Raw genomic sequence first — 22,862 nt, forward strand, 5'->3', positions numbered from 1 at the left:
CTCCTGAAGACGCCTCGCAGGGGTGAGGCAGACGTTCAAGAGTAGAGCGGATGCCGGGGATCGGCGATCTCGGAGTCGGGAGGTGTGCAGGCGCGCTGGCCGGCAGCGCAGGTCGAGACGCTGAGCGGAGGGCATCACGCCGGCGGCATATTCGGCAGGTACTCCGCCACGATCCACCGGCTGATCGCCTCGACGACGTACTCGCGCTCGCCGTCGGTGAGCGCGTGCCCCTTGTGGATGCCGTGCCAGCGCGACAGGCAGGTGCGGCAGCAGGTGGCGGTCGCGTGCTGTGCGACGAAGACCGGATGCCCGCGGTACGGCGTCTGCTTGCCGTCGTTGCGCGGCTCGGCCGGCGCCAGCCGCTGATCGACGATCTCGCGGGCGTGACGACGGACGGTCTCGATGCCGCGCAGATCGACGATCGCACGGTCGCGTCCGTGCAGGTGGAATCGCGCCCGGAACGGATGCTGCCCGATCCGGCGCAGCCGGTCATCCAGATCATCACTCATTGCAGACATTGTGACGACAGGCGCCGACATTGGCCATCACCGCCGCGATTGTCAATCCCGCGCGCGGTCTGGCCGGCCCGGCGTACGCTTCCCGCATGTCCGATACACATGATTCCGAAGAGACCCTCGGCGCCGAAGACCCGCAGAACCCCGCCGCGAAGGATCCGTCCGACTGGGTCACGGGCGATGAGCCGATGACCGCGCCCCAGCGGAGCTACCTCGACACCCTCGCTCGCGAGGCCGGCGAGGAGCTGCCGGGTGACCTCAATAAGGCCCAGGCATCCGAGCAGATCGAACGGCTGCAGCAGAAGTCGGGCCGCGGCACGTCGTGAGGACGCCGGCGCACCATCTGTGCGCCGGCGACGCGGCCATCAGTCGATGTTCGTGTACTTCTCGCCGAAGTCCTGCTGCTGCGCCGCCGCGCGATCCTGCATCTGCTCGTCGTGCGTCGGCGCGCGGTCATCGGGGTGATCTTCAGCGGCGGCGTCGGACGACTCCCGCGAGTCGTCATCCTTGCTCATGTCGGGGTCGGTGCCCTCGGCCTTCATCGGGTCGGTCGGGAACGGCGTGGGATCGGACATCGTGGCTCCTGTCGGTCGATGAAGGCCCAGCGTGGCATCCGGCGAACGGCGACGGATGCCCGTTGACAGACCCCCTCCGCCCGCAAGCCGTTCCGGGCGGGCGCAGGAGCGGCCGCGGCTCCGTCAGGAATCCGACCCCTCATCCGGCTCCCAGCGCAGCAGGTCTCCGGGTTGACAGTCGAGGGCCTGGCACAGGGCATCCAGTGTGGTGAAGCGCACCGCCTTCGCCCGCCCGTTCTTCAGCACCGCGAGGTTGGTCGGGGTGATGCCGATGCGCTCGGCGAGCTCGCCGACGCCCATCTTGCGGCGGGCGAGCATCACGTCGATGTCGACGATCACCGCCATTCAGATCACCTCGCCCAGCTCATCGCGCAGCGTGCGCGCCTCATCTTCGCGCTCGATCGCCTGGCGCAGCAGCGCTTTCATCACGATCACAAGCAGGGCGAACCCGGCGAGCACCAGCCCGGCGCCGGCGATCAGCCCGACCATCCCCGGGGCGACCTCGCCCGGCGCCAGCAGCGCGGCCAGCGCGAACGCCAATACGGCGGCGGCCGAGATCGTGCCGACGATCACATCGACGTACCGGAACGACGAGACCTGGAAGATCGAGCCGCGGCGCACGCGGGTCAGCAGCATCCAGACGCACACCGCGAACACCTGCATGGTCAGGGTGCCGAGCGTCGCGATCGACACCAGGGCGATGCGTCCCCACAGTTCCTCTCCCTCGAGGTCGCGCCAGACGGCTGGCACGATCATCACCTGGACGACCAGTGAGCCGGCGAGCGCGAGCGCGATCACGACTTTCAGCAGAAGGATGGTGCCGGTGTTCATAGCGGACGCCTCTCGTTGATTAACGATGGGAATCTATCGTTAATCGTTCGGTTGCGCCAGGGGCGCGGAATACAAGGGCGCCGACCCGTCGGCGAGCCCGCGCCGGCGCAGGCGAACAACGCGAGGGAGGATGAATCTCGCCCGAAATCTCCTGCGCCCGCGCGTTCGCCTACGCTCGCGTGAGGCGTGTCTCCGGCCGCCGACGCGCGTCACCGCTGACGCGCGTCACCCCCCCGCGCGTCAGCGTGCGGCCGCCACCCCGCCCTCGGCCTCCGCCGTGATGCGGGCGGCCATGCCCGTGAAGATGAAGCCGTGGAACGGCAGCACCGCCAGCCAGTACAGCCGGCCGAGCAAGCCTCGCGGGAAGAACACCGCGCGCTGCTCGTAGCGGGTGCCGTCGGCATCCGGAACAGCCCGCAGCTCGAGCCAAGCCGAACCCGGCACGATCATCTCGGCTCGCAACCGCAGCAGACCGCCCCGCGAGCCGTCGCCCGACTCGAGCACGAGCGGCTCCTCCACCGCCTCGACGCGCCAGAAGTCGACCGCGTCACCCGGACGCAGAGTCGAGCGGCTGCGCCGACCCCGCCGCAGGCCCACCCCGCCGATCACGCGATCCATGACCCCGCGCACGGCCCAGAGGAACCGCGACGAGTACCAGCCGTTCTCGCCGCCGATCCCCGTGATCACGCGCCACACTTCGGCTACCGGCGCGGTGGTGTGCACGGATCTCTCATCGGTGAACACCGTGCGGCCTGCCCAATCCGGGTCGCTGGGCAGGGGGTCGCTCGGCGCGCCCGAGACCTCGGCATCCTGCCAGCTGGTCTCGACGCCGTCGGCATCCACCCGGCCCAGCGCCATCGCCACCGCCCGTCGATACGGGGTGAGGCCGCCCTCGGGCCGGGGGATCAGCTCGTCGATGGCGTGGTTCTTCATCACGCACTCGTTCTGCAGCGATTCGACCAGCGGTCGCGCGATCGATCGCGGCACCGGTGTGACGAGGTTGACCCAGTGCGATGCCAGCCGCGGAGTCAGCACCGGCAGCGACGCGATCGCCCGCTGTCGCAGCCCCGCCTCGAGGGCGTAGCCGTTCATCATCTGTCCGTAGCGCAGCACGTCGGGGCCGCCGACGTCGGCCGCCGTGTTCACCGACGCGTCGACGCGCGCCGCACCCAGCAGGTAGTGCAGGACATCGCGGATCGCGATCGGCTGGATGCGGTTGCGCACCCACTTCGGCGCGGGCATGTACGGCAGCACGTCGGTCAGGTGCCGGATCATCTCGAACGACGCCGATCCCGCTCCGATCACCACGCCCGCCTGCAGCACCAGCGTCGGCACACCCGACTCGAGGAAGATCTCGCCGACCCGCACCCGCGAGCGCAGGTGCGGCGACAGTTCGGCATCGTCCGGATGCAGCCCGCCGAGGTACACGATCCGGCTCGCGCCGGCCGCGGCCGCGGCATCCGCCACCGCTTCCGCCGCCGCGGTGTCCTTTTCTTCGAAGTCCTTGCCGCCGGTCATCGAGTGCACCAGGTAGTAGACGACGTCGACATCGCGCATGGCCTCGGCCACGGCATCGCGATCCTGCGCCTCACCCTCGACGATCTCGACGTCGCGACCCCAGCCGAACGACTCAGCGCGCGTGGCATCGCGCGCCAGCACTCGCACGCGGTACCCGGCGTTCAGCAGTCGCGGGGTGAGGCGCCCGCCGATGTATCCGGTGGCGCCGAAGACCAGCACACGGGGCGCCGATCCGTCGTCACGGGGGATGGCGCGCAGCGCCGGTTCGCGCCCCGTCGGGGTGGTGAGCTCGCTCATGAGAAGAGAGTACGGGCGGATGCCATGGCGCGGGGCACGGGTTGACGGCGGCGTCCGCGTCTGCCATCCCGCCGGCCGAGGCGCTCGCCGCTCATCCGAGGTAGGCGAACGACCCGAGGCAGGCCGAACCCGGCCGCGAATCTCCGACGCTGGCGCGGTCGCCTACCTCCGCGCGGCTCGCTCGCAGGCGATCTTGCATGCCGGTTCGCCACGCCTCCAGCACGTGTAAAGCGACATCACACATCCGTTAGACGTGTAAAGAATCGGCCCGATTTTTTGCACGTAACTGAGATCTGTCACTATCTTTGACACATGCCGTGGAAACCCGACGCTCCGTACAACGAGTTGCCGCTCTTGCCTCCCCGCGTCGACTTCGAGACAAGGCCGGTGCTCAAGGCAACCACGCGCGCTCGCGCTGCCTTGGCAGCCATGGACGAGGCAACCAAGCGGATGCCGAACCCCATGGTGCTGGTGAATTCGATCTCGCTTCTCGAAGCGCAGGCCAGTTCTGAGATCGAGAACATCGTCACGACGACAGACGAGTTGTTCCGATTCGCTCAGGAGGCAACGGACTCGGCTTCAGCAGAGACCAAGGAGACGTTGCGCTATCGCACTGCGCTCTTCGGCGGGTTGGAAGCGATCCGAAAGCGTCCGCTGTCGATCAACACGGCGATCGAGGTGTGCACCAACATCCACCGTCGCGATATGCGTGTGCGCGATCTGCCCGGTACATACATCGGCGACCCCAACACACGCAGCGCGATCTACACTCCACCTACCGGCGAGAGCGTGATCCTTCGCAAGCTCGACAACTGGGTCGACTTCGTGCACACCACAGCAGACATCGACCCGCTCGTGGTTATGGCGATCACCCATTACCAGTTCGAGGCGATCCACCCTTTCGCGGACGGCAATGGGCGCACAGGGCGCATTCTCAATGTGCTGCAACTCGTCGAGGCTGATCTTCTACGCGAGCCGATCCTCTATCTCTCGCGGTTCATCATCCGGAACAAGAGTGCTTACTACCGCCTCCTGCTGGGGGTGACGGCAGACGCCGCATGGGAAGAGTGGATTCTCTTCGTACTGCGGGGCATCGAAGAGACGGCGTTGCAGACGTTGTCGAAGATCGACCGAATCCAGGCGCTGCAGAACGTCATGCGAACGGAGATTCGTGAGCAAACCACGGCCGGGAGCAATGCAGATCTACTGGATGTGTTGTTCGAGAACCCGTACGCCCGTATCAACGACATCGTCCGACGGTGCGGCGTCTCGCGTCCCACCGCGACGAACTGGCTGAACGCGCTGGAGGCGATTGGCGCTCTGGTCGACCTACGCGTCGGGCGCGAACGGCTGTTCATCAATCAGCGCTTCATGCAGATCCTGTCAACTGATGAGACGCTACCGAGCGCAAGCGCAGATCGCTTGTTCTAAGCAGGGAGCGACGGTTGTGTTCATCCGCTCGCGTCTGAAGCTCTTCGCCTACTCAATCGACACAAAGGGGGCGGATGCCGCAGCATCCACACCCCAGAGCCAACCGGCCTCAGGCCGGCGCCTGCTCGGCCTTCTTCTCGCGACGCAGACCGTGCAGCAGCGGCTCGGTGTATCCGCTGGGCTGCGCGGCGCCCTCGACGATCAGGCGACGGGCCGCGGTGTACGCGATGCCCGGCTGCTCGCCCTCGGCGAAGGCGAGCTTCTCGTAGTTCGGGTCGCCGGCGTTCTGCTCGTCGACGACGACGGCCAGGCGGCGCAGGCTGTCGTCGATCTGCGCTTCGGTGATCACACCGTGGGTGAGCCAGTTGGCGAGCAGCTGGCTCGAGATGCGCAGCGTGGCGCGGTCTTCCATCAGCCCCACGTCGTGGATGTCGGGCACCTTCGAGACGCCGATGCCCTGATCGATCCAGCGCACGACGTAGCCGAGGATCGACTGCACGTTGTTGTCGATCTCCTGCGCGACGACCTCGGGCGTGAGGTCGCCCTCACCCGCCAGCGGCGGCACCAGCAGCGCGTCGAGCGCGTCCTCACCGGTGGGGGTGAGCGTCGCCCGCACGGCGATCGGGTCGACCTGGTGGTAGTGCAGCGCGTGCAGGGTTCCGGCGGTGGGCGACGGCACCCAGGCGGTGGATGCCCCCGACTGCGGGTGCGCGATCTTCTTCTCGAGCATGTCGTGCATGAGGTCGGGCTCTGCCCACATCCCCTTGCCGATCTGCGCGTGCCCGTCGAGACCGCACTCCAGGCCGATCGAGACGTTGCGGTCTTCGTACGCCTTCATGAACGGCTGCTGCTTGATGAGCGCCTTCGGCAGGAAGGGGCCGGCGTGCAGCGAGGTGTGGATCTCGTCGCCGGTGCGGTCGAGGAATCCGGTGTTGATGAAGGCGACGCGGTCGGATGCGGCAGCGATGGCCGCCTTCAGGTTCGCCGACGTACGGCGCTCCTCGTCCATGATGCCGATCTTCATGGTGCGCGCAGGCAGACCCAGCAGCTGCTCGGCGCGACCGAACAGCTCGGCGGCGAACGCGACCTCTTCGGGGCCGTGCATCTTCGGCTTCACGACGTACATCGACCCGGTGCGCGAGTTGGTGCCCTTGTTCGGGCCATCGAGCTCGGGCAGCGATCCGAGCGACGTCATGATGGCGTCGAGGATGCCCTCGAACACCTCCTCGCCGTTGCGATCGAGCACGGCGGGGGTGCGCATCAGGTGCCCCACGTTGCGGATGAACAGCACCGCGCGACCGGGCAGGGTGATCTCGCCGCCGTCAGCGGTCGTGTAGACCCGGTCGGCGTTGGGCACGCGGGTGAAGGTGCGGCCGTTCTTGGTCACCGCCTCGCTGATCGAGCCGTCCATGAACGCCCGCCAGTTGCGGTAGCCGAGCGCCTTGTCCTCGCCGTCGACGGCGGCGACCGAGTCCTCCAGGTCGAGAATCGTCGTGATCGCCGATTCCAGGATGATGTCCTGCACGCCGGCGGCATCCGTCGCGCCGATGCGGCCCGAGCGGTCGATGACGATCTCGGCGTGCAGGCCGTGGTGCACGAGCAGCACGGTGGTGGGGGCATCCGCCTCGCCGGTGTAGCCGACGAATCCCGACGAGTCGGCCAGTCGGCGGTCGCCACCCTCGGTGCGCACGATCAGGCCGTCGGCGTCGACGGCGTACCCGGTGGCGTCGCGGTGCGAGCCCTCGGTGAGCGGGGCGATCTGGTCGAGCAGCTCGCGGCCGCGCTCGACGACGGCGGCGGCGCGGGTGAAGTTGAACTCGGTGCCGGGCGCGAGGTCGCCGGACTGGTCGATGGCGTCGGTGCCGTACAGCGCGTCGTAGAGCGAGCCCCAGCGGGCGTTGGCGGCGTTGATCGCGAACCGGGCGTTCAGCAGCGGCACGACCAGCTGGGGGCCGGCCATCGTCGCGATCTCGGGGTCGACGTTCTCGGTGGTGACGGTGACTTCGGCGGGCTCAGGAACCAGGTACCCGATGTCGGTGAGCAGCGCGCGGTACGCGTCCTTCTCGGGCATGCCGGGGTTGGCGCGGTGGAACTCGTCGATCTTCTGCTGCAGCTCGTCGCGCTTCGCCAGCAGCTCTGCATTGCGGGGGCCGAGTTCGTGGATGATCGCACTGGCGCCGGCCCAGAACTCGTCGATGTCGCGCCCGCTCTCGGCGAGCGCCGCCTCGGCGAACTCGACGATGGGAGCAGCGACCGAGAGATCGGCGCGACTGAGGTGCGAGGTCATAGTTCCATTCCTTCTGTTCGAGCGCCGATGCGGCGCAGGGTCTCCAGGGCGATCTCCGCGTCCTGCGCGGGAGTGCCGCCGGCGACCCCAAGGCCACCGGCGTGCTCATCGCCGAAGTAGATGGGCAGGCCGCCGTCGATCGTCGTCAGCAGGCCGCCCGTGCCGAGCGGCAGCGCGACGGCGAATGCGTCGGGGATGAGGGCGCGGCGCGTGGTCGTCATGTCATTCCCCTCGAAAAGTGCAGTTCCAGATTAGGCACCCGTGCATCTTTCGGAGCGGCGATTTCATATGATGGAACTCATGGAGGGAACAGCTGCAACCCCAGGACCCCGCACCCCGTCGAGCGGCACCGCCCCGGCCGGAACGGTGCAGTCCGTGGCGCGTGCGTTCTCGCTGCTGGAGGCGCTGTCGGCATCCGGAGGGGAGGCGTCGCTGGCATCCATCGCCGGCCGGACCGGACTCGCGGTGCCGACGGCGCACCGGCTGCTCGGCACGCTGCACCACCTCGGCTATGTGCGTCAGCTCGAAGACCGCCGCTATGCGCTCGGTGCGAGCCTGATCTCGCTCGGCAGGCACGCCGTGCCACCGCTTGCCGATGCCGCCCAGCCGCTGCTGCGCCGGCTCGAGGACCGGTTCCACGAGACGGCGAACTTCGCCGTGCTCGACGGTGACCTCGTGCTGTACGCCGGGCAGGTCGCGTCGCGCCAGCGCATGCGCATGTTCACCGAGATCGGTCGCCGCGTGCTGCCGCACTCGACCGGCGTCGGCAAGGCGATGCTGTCGACCATGCCCGAGCGGCAGGTGCGCGCACTGATCACCCGCACCGGTCTGCCGCGCTTCACGCCGCAGACGATCACCGACGAAGAGGCGTTCATCACCGACCTGCGCCGCGCGCGCGGGCGAGGGTTCGCCGCCGACGACAGCGAGCAGGAGGTCGGCGTGCGCTGCATCGCCGTCTCGGTGCAGGGGCTCGGGCAGCCTGCCGCGGTGTCCGTCTCGGGTCCTGCCGCGCGGATCACCGATGCGACGGTCGTCGAGGTCGTGCGGGCGCTGCACGAGGCCGCGGCGGAGCTCACCGAGCTCGCGGCCGAGCGGGTCGGAGCCGACAAGGTCTGATCGGGTGAACAACCTCTTGCCGAACGACACTCAACGACATATCGTTAAGCATCGTTCAGCAACAGGAGGTCATCATGAACGGATCGTTCCCCTCCAGTGGGTTCAACTTCGGCTCGAGCAACGGTGCGGGCAATCCGCTCGCCGGCGTGTGGGAGGCCGTCGAGCAGCTGCGCAGCGGCTTCGAGCAGCGCACCGGCGGCTCGCGCATGGCGCGCGGTGACGTGCGCGCGGCGGTCATCTCGCTGCTCGCCGAGCGGCCGATGCACGGCTACCAGATCATCAGCGAGATCAGCGAGCGCTCGGGCGGGGCGTGGAAGCCCAGCGCGGGCTCGGTCTACCCGACCCTGCAGCTGCTCGCCGACGAGGGTCTCATCAGCGCCGACGAGCAGGGCGGTCGCAAGACCTACTCGCTCACCGACGCCGGGATCGCCGAATCCGAGGCGCTGGCCGCGAAGCCGGCCCCCTGGGAGGGTGCGGGTCAGCGTGGTGGCAGCGGGTCGAGCCACCTCGGCGGCCTGCCGAAGGCGGGGATGGAGCTCGCCAGCGCGGCCGCGCAGCTGGGTCGCACCGGCACACCCGAGCAGGTGAAGGAGGGCGTCGAGATCCTCGAAGACGCCCGGCGTAGGCTGTACGCGATCCTCGCCGAGGGGTGATCTCGCGGGAAGGAGTCTCGGCAGTGCACGAGACCCGCTACCACCGCGCTCGCTATCGCCGGATCCTGCGCTTCGCGGCACGCGCGTTCGCGCAGATCTGGTGGTTCGAGCTCGTGCTGCCGCGCTTCGGGCTGGGGAGCGTCGCCGATCGCACGCGGGATGCCCGGATGCTGCGTCTCGCCCGGCGCTTCCGCGCGCTCGCCGTCGAGCTCGGCGGGCTCATGATCAAGGTCGGCCAGTTCATGTCGTCGCGCCTCGACGTGCTGCCGCCCGAGATCACCGCCGAGCTCGCCGACCTGCAGGACGAGGTTCCCCCCGAGCGGTTCGACGACATCCGTGCAGCTGCCGAAGCGGAACTCGGGATGCCCCTGGCTCAGGCGTTCGCGTCCTTCGACCCGGTGCCTGTCGCGGCGGCATCCCTCGGCCAGGCGCATCGCGCCACCCTCGCGGCCGCGGACGCGGCCGACACCGGACTCTACCGGGTGATCGTGAAGGTGCAGCGTCCCGGCATCGACGGGATCGTCGCGGTCGATCTCGCGGCCCTGCGCCGGGTGTCGCGCTGGGCATCGCGCGTGCGCGCCGTCTCATCGCGCGTCGATGCGCCTGCGCTCGTCGAGGAGTTCGCCGCGACCTGCAACGAGGAGATCGATTACCTGCACGAGGCGGCCAGCGCCGAACGTTTCGCCGAGAACTTCGCAGCGGATGCCAGGGCCGCGGCGCCCGCGATCGTCTGGGAGCGCTCCACGCGACGGGTGCTCACACTCGAAGACGTCACCGCGATCAAGATCAGCGACACGGCGGCGCTGCGCGAGGCCGGCATCGATCCCGCTGACGTCGCGCACGTGTTCGCCCAGGTGATGCTCGACCAGGTCTTCACCCACTCCTTCGTGCACGCCGACCCGCATCCGGGCAACGTCTTCGTGACACCCCTCGACGACGGCGACTGGCGCTTGACCTTCATCGACTTCGGGATGATGGCTGAGGTGCCCGACGGCATCCGCGCGGGCCTGCGCACCCTGGTGATCGCCGTCGCCTCCCGCGACAGCCACGGCATGATCGTCGCCGCGCAGCAGATCGGCGTGCTGCTGCCCTCGACGAACACCGTCGAGCTCGAGCGCGCCCTCTCGGTGCTCTTCGCACGCTTCGGCGGCATGGGCTTCAACGAGCTGCGCGATGTCGACCCGCGCGAGCTGCAGCGATTCGGCATGGAGTTCGGCGAGACCGTGCGGTCGCTGCCCGTGCAGTTCCCCGAGAAGCTGCTGCTGCTTCTGCGTGCGGTGTCGCTCACCTCGGGCATGTGCAGCGCGCTCGATCCGGCGTTCAACATCTGGGAGCCCGTCGAGCCGTATGCCACCAAGCTGCTGCGCGACGAGAGCGGCAACCTCATGCAGGACATGCGCGATCAGACGATGGCCAACGCCGCCACGCTGTGGCGGCTGCCCGCCCGCGTGGATGCGGCGCTGAACCGCCTCGACTCCGGATCGCTGACCTTCGACATCTCCAGCCTCGAGCTGCGCCTCGACCGGATCATCCGCGTCGCGTATCGCGCCGTCTCAGCCGTGCTGTTCGGTGGGATGCTGATCGGCGGCGTACTGCTGCTCGAGCCCGCCTCGGGGTGGGGCGTCGGACTCATGGTCGCGTCGGTCGTTCCGCTGCTGCATGCGGTCTTCGGGAAGCGGTAGGCGGGGCGAGAAGGCGTGCGGCGCGGTCGCGCCGGTGTCAGGCGGGCAGGACCTCCCGCAGCAGGTCGTCGAGAGTGACCACGCCCAGCAGGCGGCCGTCGTCGACCACGGTCGCCAGCTGCACGCGATCGCGGCGCATCTGCGCCAGCGCGTCGTACGCCGACGCAGACGGCGCGAGCACGAGCGCGTCGCGGGCGATGGCATCGGCGCTCGTCAGCACGGGCACGGAGAGGGTGTCGCGAACGTGAACGACCCGCGAGGACGGCCCCTCGCCCACGAGGATGCGCAGATGGCCGGACTCGGCCGCGACGGCCTGCACCTCGGCGACGGTCGCCGTCGCGGGAACGGAGGTCGGTGAGCGGTCGGATCGGACGACGTCGCCGACGCGCAGGGCGCTCAGGTCGATCACGCTGGCGATCGGCTCGGAGTACTGGCCCTCGAGCGTTCCGGCCGCCTGCGAGTGAGTGACCAGCTTGCGGATCGTGTCGGCATCCTGACCACCGGCCGCAGCCTTCTCGACCGGCTCGACGCCGGATGCCTTCACGAGCCGATTCGCGATGCGGTTGATCCACAGGAGGAGGGGACGAAGCGGCCAGGTGAGCGCGCGCGCCGTGATGCCGGTCGCCTTCGCCGCGGTCTCCGGATGGGCGATCGCCCACGACTTGGGCGCCATCTCGCCGATCACCAGATGCAGGAAGGTGACCACGATCAGCGCGAGCATGAACGCGATGATGTCGGCGAGCATGTACGACAGCCCCCATCGCTCCAGCAGCGGAGCGAGGGCGTAGTCGATCGCCGGCTTGGTGATCGCACCCAGCGCGAACGTGCAGGCGGTGATGCCCAGCTGGGCGAATGCGAGCATGACCGTGAGTTCGTTCACGCTGCGCAGCGCGGCGCGCGCTGACGCGCTGCGCTCGGCCTCTTCCTCCAGGCGGTGCCGGCGTGCCGCCAGCAACGCGAACTCCACGATCACGAAGAACGCGCTCGCGACGATCAGGGCGGCCGTGATGATCGTCACCATCCACCAGCTCATGATCCGGCCTCCTCGTCCGTCGCGGCGTGGTCGAGGTCGATCTCTCGCAGGCGCACCGCGAGACGCGAGGGCACGAGCCGGGCGACTTCGATCACCTGCACCTCGAGCCAGCGCCGCATCCGGATGCCTTGAATCGTCTCGGCCGCCTTCTCGGGGATGTCGATGCGCAGCGCCGTCCCTTCCGGAGGCAGATCACCGTGCTCGCGGATCACGAGGCCCGCGATCGTCTCGTCGTCGTCGTGCGTGAGGTCATGGCCGATCAATCGCTCGACTTCGTCGAGGTGCACGTCGCCCGGCAGGGTCCAGTGATGCTCGCCCTCGGTGACGACCCCGGGCGAGGGCAGGTCGTGCTCATCGGAGAGCTCGCCGATGACCTCCTCGGTCAGGTCCTCGATGGTGAGGATGCCGTCGAAGTTGCCGTACTCGTCGACGACGCAGGCGAGCTCGTTGCGGGTCTGCCGCATCCGGTGCAGCGCCGCTGGAAGCGGCATCGTGGTCGGAAGCACCACGGCATCCCGCATGATCGATGCGACCGGGGTGTCATCGCGGTGCCCGCCGCGCAGAACGTCGATGAGCTCGACGACGCCGATCGGGGCGTCCTCCTCGTCGATCACCGGATAGCGGGTGTGACCGGTCGCCATCAGGGCCCGTACCTCGGCCACGGTCGTGTGCGGGGGGATGGAGTCGATCTGCGATCGCGGAACCATCGCGTGCTCGACATCTCGATGAGGGAAGTCGAGGATACGGTCGATGATGGTCGACAGGTCGTCGGGCAGGTCGCCGCTCGAGCGGGACTCGTCGATGATCGCCTCCAGATCACGGGCGGTCGCACTCTCGTCCACGTCTTCGAGGGGCTCGATGCGCACCAGGCGCAGCAGGGCGTTCGCGGCGACGTCGAAGACGGTGATGAGCCAGCCGAAGAGCAGCAGGTAGATGCGGGTGGGAACGGCCAGCGCCCTGGCCAGCGGCTCGGGATTCGCGATGGCGAGGTTCTTCGGGTACAGCTCGCCGAAGATCATGGTGACCACCGTGGCGAGCAGCAGCGCCCCGATCGTTCCGATGGCGATGGATGCCGCCGGCTCGAGTCCGACGCCGCCGAGCAGCGTGCCGATCGACTCGCCGATGAGCGGCTCGGCGACGTAGCCGATGAGCAGACCGGTCACGGTGATGCCCAGCTGGGCGCCCGACAGCATGAACGACGTGCGTTTCGTGATGGCGAGGACGCGTTTCGCCTGGGCATCGCCCTTCTCCGCCTTCGCCGCCAGCCGCGAGCGGTCGACTGACATGTACGCGAACTCCTGCGCCACGAAGAAGCCGCACGCGGCGATGATGGCCAATGTCAGGAGGACGCCGACCAACAGTGTCAGCGCCGCGCCCAGCATCCCGGATCACCCCCTCTCTGAGCGAGGGGGCCGGAAGATCGACCCTCCTGATCGGGGGAGGTTCGCGAAGTGCTCACGGGTGTTCTTTCTGTAGGGCACGGGTGGGCACTCGAAGGATATTGACCGGTCTTATCGGCAGGCTGGGAGTCGCGCAGCGAGGAAGAAGTTCTTGACACGGGAATCCGCACGTTCTAACGTACAACCAAATGGTTGTACAAACAGAGTTCAGCGAAGCGGAGATCGACCGTGTGTTCCATGCGCTCGCGATCTCGACCCGGCGCGACATCCTGCGCCGGACGATCGAGCGCGAGTACTCCGTCTCCACCCTCGCGGGCGACTACGAGATGTCGTTCGCGGCGGTGCAGAAGCATGTCGCCGTCCTCGAAGAGGCCGGCCTCATCGTCAAGCGCGCCGAGGGACGCGAGCGGCTCGTCCGCGCGAACCCCGAGATGATCGCCCGTGCGCGGGCGCTCCTCGCCCGATACGAAGAGCTGTGGCGGGCACGCATCGCCCGGCTCGATGACCTGCTGGCCGAGAAGCCGACTGACTCGGCCGACTCGGACGAATCCAATGAAGGAGTCTGAAATGCCTGTCACCGACATCATCACCGACCACGAGAGCCTGACGATGACCGTGATCGCCGATCTCGCCGCACCCGTCGAGCGCGTCTGGGCCGCCTACAGCGACCCCGATCAGCTCGGCCGGTTCTGGGGCCCGCCGAGCTGGCCGGCGACCTTCACGTCGTGGAACCACGAGGTCGGCGGACGCGCCACCTACACGATGCACGGACCGCGCGGCGAGAAGGCGTCGGGCTACTGGGAGTTCCTCGCCATCGAGCAGCCGCACCGCTTCGAGGTGCTCGACGGCTTCGCCGACGAGCAGGACAACCCGAACGACGACCTTCCCGCGATGCGCATGGAGTTCACCTTCGAGCCCACCGCCACCGGCACCCGGATGCGCAACACCAGCCACTTCGTCTCGCTCGAAGCGCTCGAGCAGATCGTCGCGATGGGCGCCGTCGAGGGCACCCGCATGGCGATGTCGCAGCTGGATGCCGTGCTGCACGACCTCCGCGACTACGCCCAGGGCAAGGGCACGCGTGTCGAGCTGCTCGACGACACCCACGTGCGGATCACCCGCCTCGTGGAGGGCCCGCGCGAGCTGGTCTGGCGAGCGCACACCGAGCCCGGTCTCATCAGGCAGTGGATGCTGGGCCCCGACGGCTGGGAGATGACGGAGTGCACCGTCGGAAACGAGCCAGGCGAGAGCTACCGCAACTCGTGGGCACCCATCGGTGACACCGAGGGCGAGCCGTTCGGCTTCGAAGGCGAGACGCTGCTCGTCGACGCCCCGCGCCGCGCGGTGACGACCGAGCGGATGCAGGGCACCGACGGCCCCGAGACACTGAACGACCTGAACCTGTACGAGGAGGACGGCGCGACCCTGATCACGGTGCTCATCGAGTACCCCGACAAGGAGACCCGCGACATGATCCTCGGCACCGGCATGGCCGACGGCATGGAGGCGTCGTACCAGCGGCTCGAGTCCGCCGTCCTCACCGCCTGACCGGATCAGGGGCGGGCCCGATCAGCCGCGGCGGGTGCTCCACAGCGCGAGCCACACGAGCACCGGCTGGAAGAACAGTCGCGCGAAGCGCTTCATGTCGGTGTCGAGCCCGAACCCGTCACGGTGGTGCGTCCACTGCGACACGTTGCCGGGGAAGATCGCGACGAAGAACAGGGCGGTCAGCACTCCGACCAGCCGGCGGCGCCGCCACGCGAACAGCAGCGCGGTGCCGAGACCGACCTCGACAACACCGGATGCCACGACCGTGGCATCCGGATCCAGAGGCACCCAGTCGGGAACCTGCGCCTGGAACTCCTTGCGCGCGACGGTGAGGTGGCTGACGCCCGCGAAGGCGAGGAAGCCGCCGAGGGCGATGCGGGCGAGCATGCGAGCAGGTGACGTCATGCCCCGATCGTACGCGCCGTGCGGATGCCGCGGCCGGTTCGTCGATCGCCGCCGGCGCGCCCGGATGCCCGAGCTGCTCGGCGCACGAGCGAGTCGAGCAGCTCGTCGTATTGAGTGCCCGCTGCCCTGACCAGGCGGGGGAAGTGGGATTCACGTCGCAGCCCGGGCATCGTGTTGATCTCGTTGAGGACGACCTCGTCTGCCGTCACGAAGAAGTCGATCCTCGCCAGCCCCGCCACTCCCACGGCGTCCGCCACGTCCAGCGCCGCGGCCTGCAGCTGCTGCAGCACGGGCGCGGGAAACGCGGCGGGGATCTCCAGCCAGCCGCCCGCGCCGGCGTACTTGTGGTCGTAGCTGAACGCGGTCTCCCCGTCGGGCAGGTGCACAAGGGAGCCGCCGGTGGCCTGCAACCCGTGGGTGCTTCCGCTCCACACCCCGACGCTCACCTCGGCTCCGCGGACCAGCGGCTGCAGAAGCACCACCGGGTCGAGCGCGAAGGCGACCCCGAGCGCTGCCCGCAGCTCGTGCAGTGACGACACCACGGCGACTCCCACGCTCGATCCGCCCGCATCGGGCTTCACGATCAACGGCCAGTCCGCGACGCGGGCGAGAGCGGAGGTGAGCAGATCGGGGTCGGCGAGATACGACGACCGGTGCAGCACCCTGGTGGGGATCGTCGGCACGCCGCGGCGGGCGGCTGCGCGCGCCGTGGCGAGCTTCGACATGCCGATCCGGCAGGCGGCCGCAGAGCATCCGACATGGCGGATGCCTCTGATCTCGAGCTCGTGCTGCAGCCCGCCGTTCTCGCCCCACCCACCGTGCAGCACGGGGAAGACGACGTCGTCGGGTTCGAGCTCGTCGAGGATGTCGGCGGCGGTGAAGGCGGTGTCGACGCCCTCCATCCACCACATGCCCCTTCGGTCGATCCGGATCGGCATCACGCGATGGTGGGCGGCGAGGGACTCCGCGACGTCGGCGCCGGATGCCAGCGAGACCTCGTGCTCGGTGCTGTCGCCGCCGGACAGGACGATGACCCGGCTCACGCGCCGACCTCCACCCGAGCGACGCGCGGACCGATCGCCGTCAGCACCTCTTGCGGGATCGTGCCCACCGCAGATGACCATTCCGCCAGAGACGGCTCTCCCCGAGCCGGATCGCCCAGCAGGATCACCCGGTCGCCCGCGGTCACCGAGGCGTCGCCCACGTCGATCACCGACTGGTCCATCGAGACAGCGCCGATGAGCGGACAGCGCCGCCCGCCGACGGTCACCGTCATCGCGCGCCCACCGCCGGATGAGCGGCGCGAGATGCCGTCGGCATAGCCCACCGGGATCAGCGCCAGTCGGGTCGCCGACGTGATCGTGGTCTGCCCGTAGCCCACGCTCTCGCCGGCGCACACGTCGCGCGTCTGACTCACCCGCGTCTGCCACCTCGCCACCGGAGCCAGACCCAGTGGTCGCTCGGGCATCGGCTCGACGCCGAAGAGGCTGGCTCCCAGCCGCACCAGATCGAGATGGGTCCGCGGGTCCACTGCCGCGGGGAGAGACGCGGCCGCGTGCCTGCGCACGTGCAGCCCCGCCGCCCTGACGAGGGCGACGGCGTCGTCGAGGTGCGCCAACGGCGCGGTGAACTGCGCGGGTGTCGTGCCGGAGAGGTGGGTCCACACCCCGACGACCCGCAGCAGACCGGATGCCGAGGCCGTTGCGGCCGCCTCGAACAGGCGCGCCCACTCCGCACGCGGAGCGCCGGAGCGGTTCATGCCGGTCTCCACCTCGATCTCCACCTCGGCCGCGACGCCGAGCGCGCCCGCTGCGGCGACGATGCGTCCCAGCTGGGGTACGGATGTCGGCGACAGGCGCACGCCGGCGGCGACCGCCGCTCGCACGGGGGCGTCGTCGTGCAGCATCCACGCCAAGATCGGTGCATCGATGCCCGCCCGTCGCAGCTCGATCCCCTCGGCGCATGTCGCGACGCCCAGCTCCGTCGCGCCTCCCGCCAGGGCCGCGCGAGCCGCGCGTACGGCGCCGAGGCCGAACCCGCCGGCCTTGACAACGGCCATGACGGGCGTGGCGCACACCTCGCGCATGCGCGAGGTATTCGCCTGGATCGCCGCGGTCGACACCGCGACGATGGAGGGACTCGACCCCGTCGCGGTCGCGGTGGGAAGCGCTGCGGGGTCGATTTCGGAGAGGACTGCTGGCATGCTCCCAGTCCACGTGATCGCCGATATCCGACGCATCGGCGCAGCGGCGTACTCGCGTCATCCGCTCGGATGATCTCGCCCGACGCCGACGCCGACGACGCCGACCGGTCACCGGCCACACAGCTTCGCAACCGGACGCCGCCTACGGTTGAAGGATGCTCGATTGGACCTCGTGGACCGGAACCGCCATCGCCGTCGGCATCGCCCTGGTGGCCGCGATCGCCGCCGTACTCGCCCCGCACACCATCGCGTCGCTGCTGGGCCGCAGGGCCACCTGGATGCGCGACCTCTCGCGCCGCGCGCGGCGCCCGTGGGCGGTGGTCGTGCTCATCGTCGCGCTCTGGATCGCCGCATCCGTCACGCAGCCCGCGCGTGAGGAATGGTGGCCGGCGGTCTCGCACGTGCTGCTGATCGGCACGATCCTCGCCGGGGCCTGGCTGCTCGGCACGGTCACCTCGTTCGCGTTCGAAGGTCTGCTCACCCGCGAGAAGACGACGTTCACGGGTGCCGACCTGCGCCGCCGTCGCACGCAGATCCTCATCATCCAGCGGCTCACGGTCGTGCTCATCGCGGTGATCGCGGTGGGGATGGCACTGTTCTCGTTCCCCTCGCTGCGCGTGGTGGGCACCAGCGTGCTCGCGTCGGCAGGCATCGTCTCGGTGATCGCGGGGCTCGCGGCGCAATCGATCTTCGGCAACCTCATCGCCGGCATCCAGATCGCCTTCACCGACTCGATCCGGGTGGGCGACGTCGTCGTCATCAACGGCGAGTTCGGCCGGATCGGCGAGCTGAACCTCTCGTACGTGGTCGTCTACGTCTGGGATGAGCGGCGCCTGGTCATCCCGTGCAGCTACTTCACGACCAACGTCATCGAGACGTGGACCCGCCGCTCGGATGCCATCCTCGGCACCGTCTACCTCGACCTCGACTGGCGGGTGCCGATGGATGCCGTGCGCGCCAAGTTCGACGAGATCATGGATGCCTCCGACGCCTGGGACCGCCGCAGCAGCGGCGTGGTGGTCACCGACTCGCAGGGCGGCTTCGTCACCGTGCGCTGCACCGTCTCGGCCAAGGACTCCGACGATCTGTGGACGCTGCGCTGCGCCGTCCGCGAGCAGATGATGACCTGGCTGCAGCAGGAGCATCCTGACGCCCTGCCGCGCACGCGCGTCTCGCTCGAGAGCTGAGCGTCAGTCGCGGGTCGCCCACAGGGCCAGCAGCACCAGCACCGGCTGCAGGAACAGGCGCCCGAACCGCTTCATCTCGGTGTCGAGTCCGGGGGCGCTGCGGTGATGCGTCCACTGCGACACGTTGCCGGGGAACACGGCGATGAAGAACAGCGCGACGAGCCGGCCGACGCCGCGTCGGCGCCGGCGGGCGAGCAGCAGCGCGGCCCCGAGCGCGATCTCGGCCCAGCCGGATGCGACGACCGTGGCATCCGGATCACCCGGCACCCACTCGGGCACCGCGACGCGGAACCCGCGCCGCGCGAACGTGAGATGCGCCGCCCCGGTGAACAGCAGCAGCCCGCCGAGAGCGGAGCGGGTGATCGTCTGCGCAGTGGACGCCATTCCGCGAGTGTACGCAGCCCGCCTCGGCGGTCGGGTCGCGCGAGCTCAGATCAGTCGGCGCAGGGCGTCTTCGAGGGAGATGCCCTGCGCGTCGGCGCGGTCGCGCAGTCGCGCGTGCTCGGTCGCGGTCAGCGAGACGGTGAGCTCGAGCGGGGCGGATGCTGCGGACTCGTCGAGTCCGTCGAGCAGATCGGCAGGCTCGGCCCAGAGGAGGGTGGCATCCTGCGCGGGGCGCGACGGAATCGAGGCGGAGACCGCCATCGCGCCGGCGAGTGCGGCCCCAGCATCCGACGCCGAGACGAAGCCGGGGCCACGACGCGGCTCCTGCTTCTGCTGATACGCCTTTGCGGCGGCGTTCGCGCGCTCGTCGGCGGCTTCGTTCAGCGGATGCCCGGCGTGTCCCTTCACCCACGTGAACTCGACGTCGCGGCCGCGCATCGCCTCATCGATGCCCTCGAGCAGCTCGCGGTTCAGCACCGGGCCGCCGTCGGACTTGCGCCAGCCGCGGCGCTTCCATCCCGGCATCCACTTGGTCACCGAGTCGATGACGTAGCGCGAATCGCACTCGATGACGAGCTTCTCGTCGACACCGGCGGTGGCGCGCAGCAGCTCGAGCACCGCCTGCAGCTCGCCCTGGTTGTTGGTGCCGTGCGGTGAGCCACCCGCGGCCCAGCGGTCGTCGTCGATGTACCAGGCCCAGCCGTTCGGACCCGGATTGCCGAGGGCGGAGCCATCGGCGGCGGCGGTGATCGTCATCCTTCCACCGTACGGCGTCGGTGGGACACAGCCCGAAGTCGGTACGCTCGAGGAGTGACCGGATTCGCGCTGAAGACCGTGATCATCGTGGTCGTGATCGCGCTGGTCGTGATCGTCATCGCGCGCATGTTCCACCGGCCGAGCCCCCAGACGTCGCGGTCGTCGGTCGCCACGCGACGGATACCTCTGCTCGCCTGGCTGGGAGCCGCGGTGCTGCTCACAGTGGGATTCCTCCTCGCGCTGGTGTCGTTCACCTCGCGCTACACCGACGAGCTGCTGCCTCTGCGGATCGCCGCTGTGGCGGCGCTGCTGGCCGGCGGCGTCGTGCTGTTCGTCGCTTCGCGGCGCGCCCGCAGGCGCTGAGCGCTGCTGACGGGTCGGCCGGCTACTCGCCTGCGTCCGGGACGTCCGCTGCGTCCGCGGTCGCGGCCGCCTCGGGTGCCGGCGCCTTCACGGGGAGGACGATCGTGGAGTACTGGGCGCTGAGCCCGACATCCAGCAGATCGAGCGACGGCGCCTCGTCGAGCCGCTCGGTCGGGTTCGTCTCGTCGAGCGGCTCACCGGGCAGTGCGGCCCACGCGCTGGGCTCCTGCGGCTTCTGTGTGAACAGTCCCATGTTCCTTATCCTCCTCCGCCTCCGGCCCGGGGGTCGACCTCAGAAGTCGGCGATGACCAGCTTCTTCATCCCCAGCATGCGCTGATAGGCCCCGGGCTTCGCCAGCAGCTCGTCCATGTTCTCGGGCACGACCTGCCAGCTCACGCCGTACCGGTCGACCAGCCAGCCGCACTGCTCGGCATCCGGCACCGCCGACAGAACGTTCCAGAAGTGGTCGATCTCGGCCTGGTCCGCGCAGCGGATCTCGAGCGAGACACCGGGGGTGAAGCCGAACTCGTGTCGCACGTTCGAGTCCATGAACGAGAACCACTGCTCGCCGATGCGGAACTCGCCGAACATGATGCTGCCTGCCGCGGCCGTGCCGGAGGCCTGCTCGTACGCGACGACGGTGCCGTACGCGGTGTCGTCGAACAGCGAGAGGTAGAGATCGACGGCCTCGCGCGCCCTGTCCTGCACGTCACCCGAGAACATAATCTGCGTGATCACGAACGGACGCGGGTCGCCGGTCGGGTCGGTCAGCATCAGCTGCCAGCTGACACCGAATCTGTCCTGCACCCAGCCGTAGTGCGGGCTGAACGGGTACTCGCCGAGCGGCATGAGCGCCTGTCCGCCGTCAGACAGCGCAGCCCAGGTCTCATCGAGTGCCGTGCGCGCGGCATCGGCGTCGCCGTCGAACATCAGCGGGTCGAAGTTGAGCATGAACGAGATCGACGGAGTCGGACGGACAGTGTCATCGGAGTTGATCATCGTGATCCGGAACCCGGCGACGTCGAGGTCGACGACGACCGGCTCGCCCTCGAGGCCCTTCTGGAAATCGGGCAGCTCGTCGGGGTAGTGCATCGCGACGTGCGCGCTCGTCTGCGGCAGCGCCGTCGTGTAGAACTCGCCGGCCTCACCCGCGTTTCCGGCGAACCAGATGTTGGGAACGATCTTCTGCGTCATCTTCACTCCATCGTGCTGTCAGTGCTCGTCTTCGTCAGTGCCGGCATCGGCGCCGCGCACCGCGTCGACGAGCTCACGCCACGCGCCCTCGAGCCGCGTGTCGGGAACGACCTGCTCGAGCTGCTTGTCGCGCAGGCGGGCGTGGATGCTCCACACGTATCGATCGGCGCCACGGGCATCCGGATCGAGATGCTCTTCCCACGGACAGCGATCGATGAGCTCGATCCAGGTCGGCGCCTGCTCGGGTGCCGGTTCCGCCCGCCAGCGGCGGCGGAGCCCGGCGATGCCGCCACTGCGCACCACCGCGACGACGATGCGATCCTGCGCATCGTCCGTTCCCGCACCGTCAGCGGGGGGTTCGATCTCGTGCATCCTCGATCACTCCGACCGCGATCCACGCGTCGCGGACCGCTGACTCCACGGTAGACCCGATGCCGCTCGCCGCGGCGATCGTCTTCTCGGCGAACTCGGTGAAATCGGCCGTCGACGACAGATCGCCGATGAGCGCGCGATACCAGGCGAGTCCCGCGCCCTGCCACGCGTGCCCGCCGATCGCGGTCGCCGCCAGCGCGAAGGCGCGGTTCGGGATGCCGGAGTTGATGTGCACGCCGCCGTTGTCCTCCACGGTCTGCACGTAGTCGCGCATGTGCGCCGGCTGCGGGTCCTTGCCCAGCTCATCGTCGTCGTACGCGGTGCCCGGCTCGAGCATCGAGCGCAGAGCACGCCCCTGCACGGCATCCGTGAAGATGCCCTCGCCGACCAGCCACGACGCCTGATCGGCGGTCTGACCGAGCAGATGCTGCTCGGTCAGCGCGCCCAGCACATCGGCGATCGACTCGTTGAGCGCACCGGACTGGTCGCGGTAGACGAGCCCGACCGTGCTCTGGATCACCCCGTGACCCAGCTCGTGGCCGATGACCGAGACCGACCGGGTGAAGCCGACGAACACCTCGCCGTCACCGTCGCCGAACACCATGCGCGAGCCGTCCCAGAATGCGTTGTCGTAATCCTCTCCGTAGTGCACGGTCGCGTTGAGAGGCGCCCCCGCGCCGTCGAGCGAGTCGCGCTCGAACGCGTCGAGCAGCATCTGGAAGGTCGCACCCAGACCGTAGAACGCCTCGTTGACCGTGTCGTCGGCCACCGGCTCGTCGTCTTCGGTGCGCACGATGAGCCCGGGCAGGGTCTCGGTGTTCTGCGCATCGAAGATCGTGCGGGTGGGGGCGGCCGCCACCTCGGCGACGAGATCACCGTTCTCATCGATCGACAGCTCGAGCGCCGCGTGGAACGCCGGCCGGCCCGCGATGAGAGTCTGCCGTGCGGCCTGGGCGGCGTGCGGGTAGCGCTCGGATCTCGCCAGGTGCGCCAGCAGGTAGCCGGGGACGATGCCCTGGCGAGCGAACGTGTGCGCAGCATCGAAGGTGCTCATGTGCCGACCCTACGCCGGGGTGCCGACAACGCCCAGGGGGTCTCAGCCGGGCCGCGT

At 69.1% G+C, this 22,862-nt stretch carries 27 protein-coding genes; 9 read left to right on the forward strand and 18 right to left on the reverse strand.

All coding sequences use genetic code 11. From position 1 onward, the window contains the following. Positions 1-134: 134 nt before the first annotated feature. Positions 135-509: a DUF4186 domain-containing protein gene (locus tag AB0O65_RS00495; RefSeq protein ID WP_363382122.1), complete on the reverse strand. Its 375-nt coding sequence runs from the start codon at positions 507-509 to the stop codon at positions 135-137. 95 nt (positions 510-604) lie between these two features. Between AB0O65_RS00495 and AB0O65_RS00500 the strand changes: the two genes are divergently transcribed. Beyond that, positions 605-841 carry a DUF3072 domain-containing protein gene (locus tag AB0O65_RS00500; RefSeq protein WP_071643336.1) on the forward strand — a complete coding sequence of 79 codons (237 nt, stop codon included), beginning with the start codon at positions 605-607 and terminating at the stop codon, positions 839-841. Positions 842-880: 39 nt separating this feature from the next. Here AB0O65_RS00500 and AB0O65_RS00505 read toward each other — a convergent pair whose 3' ends face one another. The 4 genes from AB0O65_RS00505 to AB0O65_RS00520 form a co-directional block, all read right to left on the reverse strand. After that, complete coding sequence (locus tag AB0O65_RS00505; RefSeq protein WP_363382125.1) at positions 881-1,090, reverse strand: hypothetical protein; 210 nt, start codon at positions 1,088-1,090, stop codon at positions 881-883. A 123-nt stretch (positions 1,091-1,213) separates the two neighbouring features. After that, positions 1,214-1,435, reverse strand: a complete 222-nt coding sequence (locus AB0O65_RS00510; RefSeq protein WP_313480275.1) for a helix-turn-helix transcriptional regulator — start codon at positions 1,433-1,435, stop codon at positions 1,214-1,216. Next, positions 1,436-1,921 (reverse strand): DUF2975 domain-containing protein, encoded by a 486-nt coding sequence (locus AB0O65_RS00515; RefSeq protein ID WP_363382128.1) that lies wholly within the window; start codon positions 1,919-1,921, stop codon positions 1,436-1,438. A gap of 240 nt (positions 1,922-2,161) precedes the next feature. Next, the gene (locus AB0O65_RS00520) at positions 2,162-3,736 is read right to left on the reverse strand and encodes an SDR family oxidoreductase (RefSeq protein WP_363382131.1); all 1,575 of its coding nucleotides are present in this window, start codon (positions 3,734-3,736) and stop codon (positions 2,162-2,164) included. Between the two features lie 312 nt (positions 3,737-4,048). Here AB0O65_RS00520 and AB0O65_RS00525 point away from each other — a divergent pair, with 312 nt between their 5' ends. Then, positions 4,049-5,167 (forward strand): Fic family protein, encoded by a 1,119-nt coding sequence (locus tag AB0O65_RS00525; RefSeq protein WP_191712302.1) that lies wholly within the window; start codon positions 4,049-4,051, stop codon positions 5,165-5,167. 109 nt (positions 5,168-5,276) lie between these two features. Here the strand turns inward: AB0O65_RS00525 and AB0O65_RS00530 are convergent, their stop codons facing one another. Beyond that, entirely contained in the window at positions 5,277-7,454 is a 2,178-nt protein-coding gene (locus AB0O65_RS00530) for a malate synthase G (protein WP_363382134.1), read from the reverse strand. After that, positions 7,451-7,675, reverse strand: a complete 225-nt coding sequence (locus AB0O65_RS00535; protein WP_363382137.1) for a heme-binding protein — start codon at positions 7,673-7,675, stop codon at positions 7,451-7,453. The genes AB0O65_RS00530 and AB0O65_RS00535 overlap by 4 nt, the downstream gene beginning before the upstream one ends. A 79-nt stretch (positions 7,676-7,754) precedes the next feature. Between AB0O65_RS00535 and AB0O65_RS00540 the strand changes: the two genes are divergently transcribed. The 3 genes from AB0O65_RS00540 to AB0O65_RS00550 all read left to right on the forward strand — a co-directional run bounded on the left by AB0O65_RS00540 (position 7,755) and on the right by AB0O65_RS00550 (position 10,905). Next, positions 7,755-8,570 (forward strand): IclR family transcriptional regulator, encoded by an 816-nt coding sequence (locus AB0O65_RS00540; RefSeq protein WP_363382140.1) that lies wholly within the window; start codon positions 7,755-7,757, stop codon positions 8,568-8,570. A 74-nt stretch (positions 8,571-8,644) separates the two neighbouring features. Next, complete coding sequence (locus tag AB0O65_RS00545) at positions 8,645-9,223, forward strand: PadR family transcriptional regulator (protein WP_191712298.1); 579 nt, start codon at positions 8,645-8,647, stop codon at positions 9,221-9,223. Positions 9,224-9,246: 23 nt separating this feature from the next. Next, positions 9,247-10,905, forward strand: a complete 1,659-nt coding sequence (locus AB0O65_RS00550; RefSeq protein WP_363382143.1) for an AarF/UbiB family protein — start codon at positions 9,247-9,249, stop codon at positions 10,903-10,905. A gap of 37 nt (positions 10,906-10,942) precedes the next feature. Here AB0O65_RS00550 and AB0O65_RS00555 read toward each other — a convergent pair whose 3' ends face one another. Together AB0O65_RS00555 and AB0O65_RS00560 are read right to left on the reverse strand one after the other, a co-directional pair. Beyond that, positions 10,943-11,938: a CNNM domain-containing protein gene (locus tag AB0O65_RS00555; RefSeq protein WP_313480282.1), complete on the reverse strand. Its 996-nt coding sequence runs from the start codon at positions 11,936-11,938 to the stop codon at positions 10,943-10,945. Further along, positions 11,935-13,275, reverse strand: coding sequence for a hemolysin family protein (locus AB0O65_RS00560; protein WP_313480283.1), 1,341 nt, complete (start codon positions 13,273-13,275; stop codon positions 11,935-11,937). The genes AB0O65_RS00555 and AB0O65_RS00560 overlap by 4 nt, the downstream gene beginning before the upstream one ends. Positions 13,276-13,526: 251 nt before the next feature. Here AB0O65_RS00560 and AB0O65_RS00565 point away from each other — a divergent pair, with 251 nt between their 5' ends. After that, complete coding sequence (locus tag AB0O65_RS00565) at positions 13,527-13,904, forward strand: metalloregulator ArsR/SmtB family transcription factor (RefSeq protein ID WP_313480284.1); 378 nt, start codon at positions 13,527-13,529, stop codon at positions 13,902-13,904. A gap of 1 nt (position 13,905) precedes the next feature. After that, entirely contained in the window at positions 13,906-14,886 is a 981-nt protein-coding gene (locus AB0O65_RS00570) for an SRPBCC family protein (RefSeq protein ID WP_363382148.1), read from the forward strand. 21 nt (positions 14,887-14,907) lie between these two features. Here AB0O65_RS00570 and AB0O65_RS00575 read toward each other — a convergent pair whose 3' ends face one another. The 3 genes from AB0O65_RS00575 to alr are packed head-to-tail and all read right to left on the reverse strand — an operon-like array spanning position 14,908 to position 17,494. Continuing rightward, the gene (locus AB0O65_RS00575; RefSeq protein ID WP_363382151.1) at positions 14,908-15,291 is read right to left on the reverse strand and encodes a DoxX family membrane protein; all 384 of its coding nucleotides are present in this window, start codon (positions 15,289-15,291) and stop codon (positions 14,908-14,910) included. Further along, complete coding sequence (locus AB0O65_RS00580; RefSeq protein WP_363382154.1) at positions 15,288-16,334, reverse strand: D-alanine--D-alanine ligase; 1,047 nt, start codon at positions 16,332-16,334, stop codon at positions 15,288-15,290. The genes AB0O65_RS00575 and AB0O65_RS00580 overlap by 4 nt, the downstream gene beginning before the upstream one ends. Then, positions 16,331-17,494 carry an alanine racemase gene (gene alr / locus AB0O65_RS00585; protein WP_313480288.1) on the reverse strand — a complete coding sequence of 388 codons (1,164 nt, stop codon included), beginning with the start codon at positions 17,492-17,494 and terminating at the stop codon, positions 16,331-16,333. The genes AB0O65_RS00580 and alr overlap by 4 nt, the downstream gene beginning before the upstream one ends. A gap of 155 nt (positions 17,495-17,649) precedes the next feature. Between alr and AB0O65_RS00590 the strand changes: the two genes are divergently transcribed. Next, positions 17,650-18,681: a mechanosensitive ion channel domain-containing protein gene (locus AB0O65_RS00590; protein WP_313480289.1), complete on the forward strand. Its 1,032-nt coding sequence runs from the start codon at positions 17,650-17,652 to the stop codon at positions 18,679-18,681. 3 nt (positions 18,682-18,684) lie between these two features. Here AB0O65_RS00590 and AB0O65_RS00595 read toward each other — a convergent pair whose 3' ends face one another. Continuing rightward, entirely contained in the window at positions 18,685-19,065 is a 381-nt protein-coding gene (locus AB0O65_RS00595) for a hypothetical protein (RefSeq protein ID WP_363382159.1), read from the reverse strand. 45 nt (positions 19,066-19,110) lie between these two features. Next, positions 19,111-19,821: a ribonuclease H gene (locus tag AB0O65_RS00600; RefSeq protein WP_363382161.1), complete on the reverse strand. Its 711-nt coding sequence runs from the start codon at positions 19,819-19,821 to the stop codon at positions 19,111-19,113. Between the two features lie 54 nt (positions 19,822-19,875). On the opposite strand from AB0O65_RS00600, the gene AB0O65_RS00605 reads away from it, so the two are divergent. Beyond that, positions 19,876-20,184 carry a hypothetical protein gene (locus tag AB0O65_RS00605; protein ID WP_071643240.1) on the forward strand — a complete coding sequence of 103 codons (309 nt, stop codon included), beginning with the start codon at positions 19,876-19,878 and terminating at the stop codon, positions 20,182-20,184. Positions 20,185-20,206: 22 nt separating this feature from the next. Here the strand turns inward: AB0O65_RS00605 and AB0O65_RS00610 are convergent, their stop codons facing one another. From AB0O65_RS00610 to AB0O65_RS00625, 4 genes are read right to left on the reverse strand one after another with little or no spacing between them, the layout of a single operon-like run. Beyond that, positions 20,207-20,437: a hypothetical protein gene (locus AB0O65_RS00610; protein WP_363382164.1), complete on the reverse strand. Its 231-nt coding sequence runs from the start codon at positions 20,435-20,437 to the stop codon at positions 20,207-20,209. A gap of 39 nt (positions 20,438-20,476) precedes the next feature. Further along, positions 20,477-21,379 carry a VOC family protein gene (locus AB0O65_RS00615; RefSeq protein ID WP_363382167.1) on the reverse strand — a complete coding sequence of 301 codons (903 nt, stop codon included), beginning with the start codon at positions 21,377-21,379 and terminating at the stop codon, positions 20,477-20,479. An 18-nt stretch (positions 21,380-21,397) separates the two neighbouring features. After that, positions 21,398-21,751, reverse strand: a complete 354-nt coding sequence (locus AB0O65_RS00620; RefSeq protein WP_363382169.1) for a protealysin inhibitor emfourin — start codon at positions 21,749-21,751, stop codon at positions 21,398-21,400. After that, positions 21,726-22,805: a M4 family metallopeptidase gene (locus tag AB0O65_RS00625; protein ID WP_363382172.1), complete on the reverse strand. Its 1,080-nt coding sequence runs from the start codon at positions 22,803-22,805 to the stop codon at positions 21,726-21,728. The genes AB0O65_RS00620 and AB0O65_RS00625 overlap by 26 nt, the downstream gene beginning before the upstream one ends. Positions 22,806-22,862: the final 57 nt, after the last annotated feature.

Source organism: Microbacterium sp. NPDC077391 (assembly GCF_040686955.1).
In the GTDB taxonomy this organism is placed as follows: domain Bacteria; phylum Actinomycetota; class Actinomycetes; order Actinomycetales; family Microbacteriaceae; genus Microbacterium; species Microbacterium commune.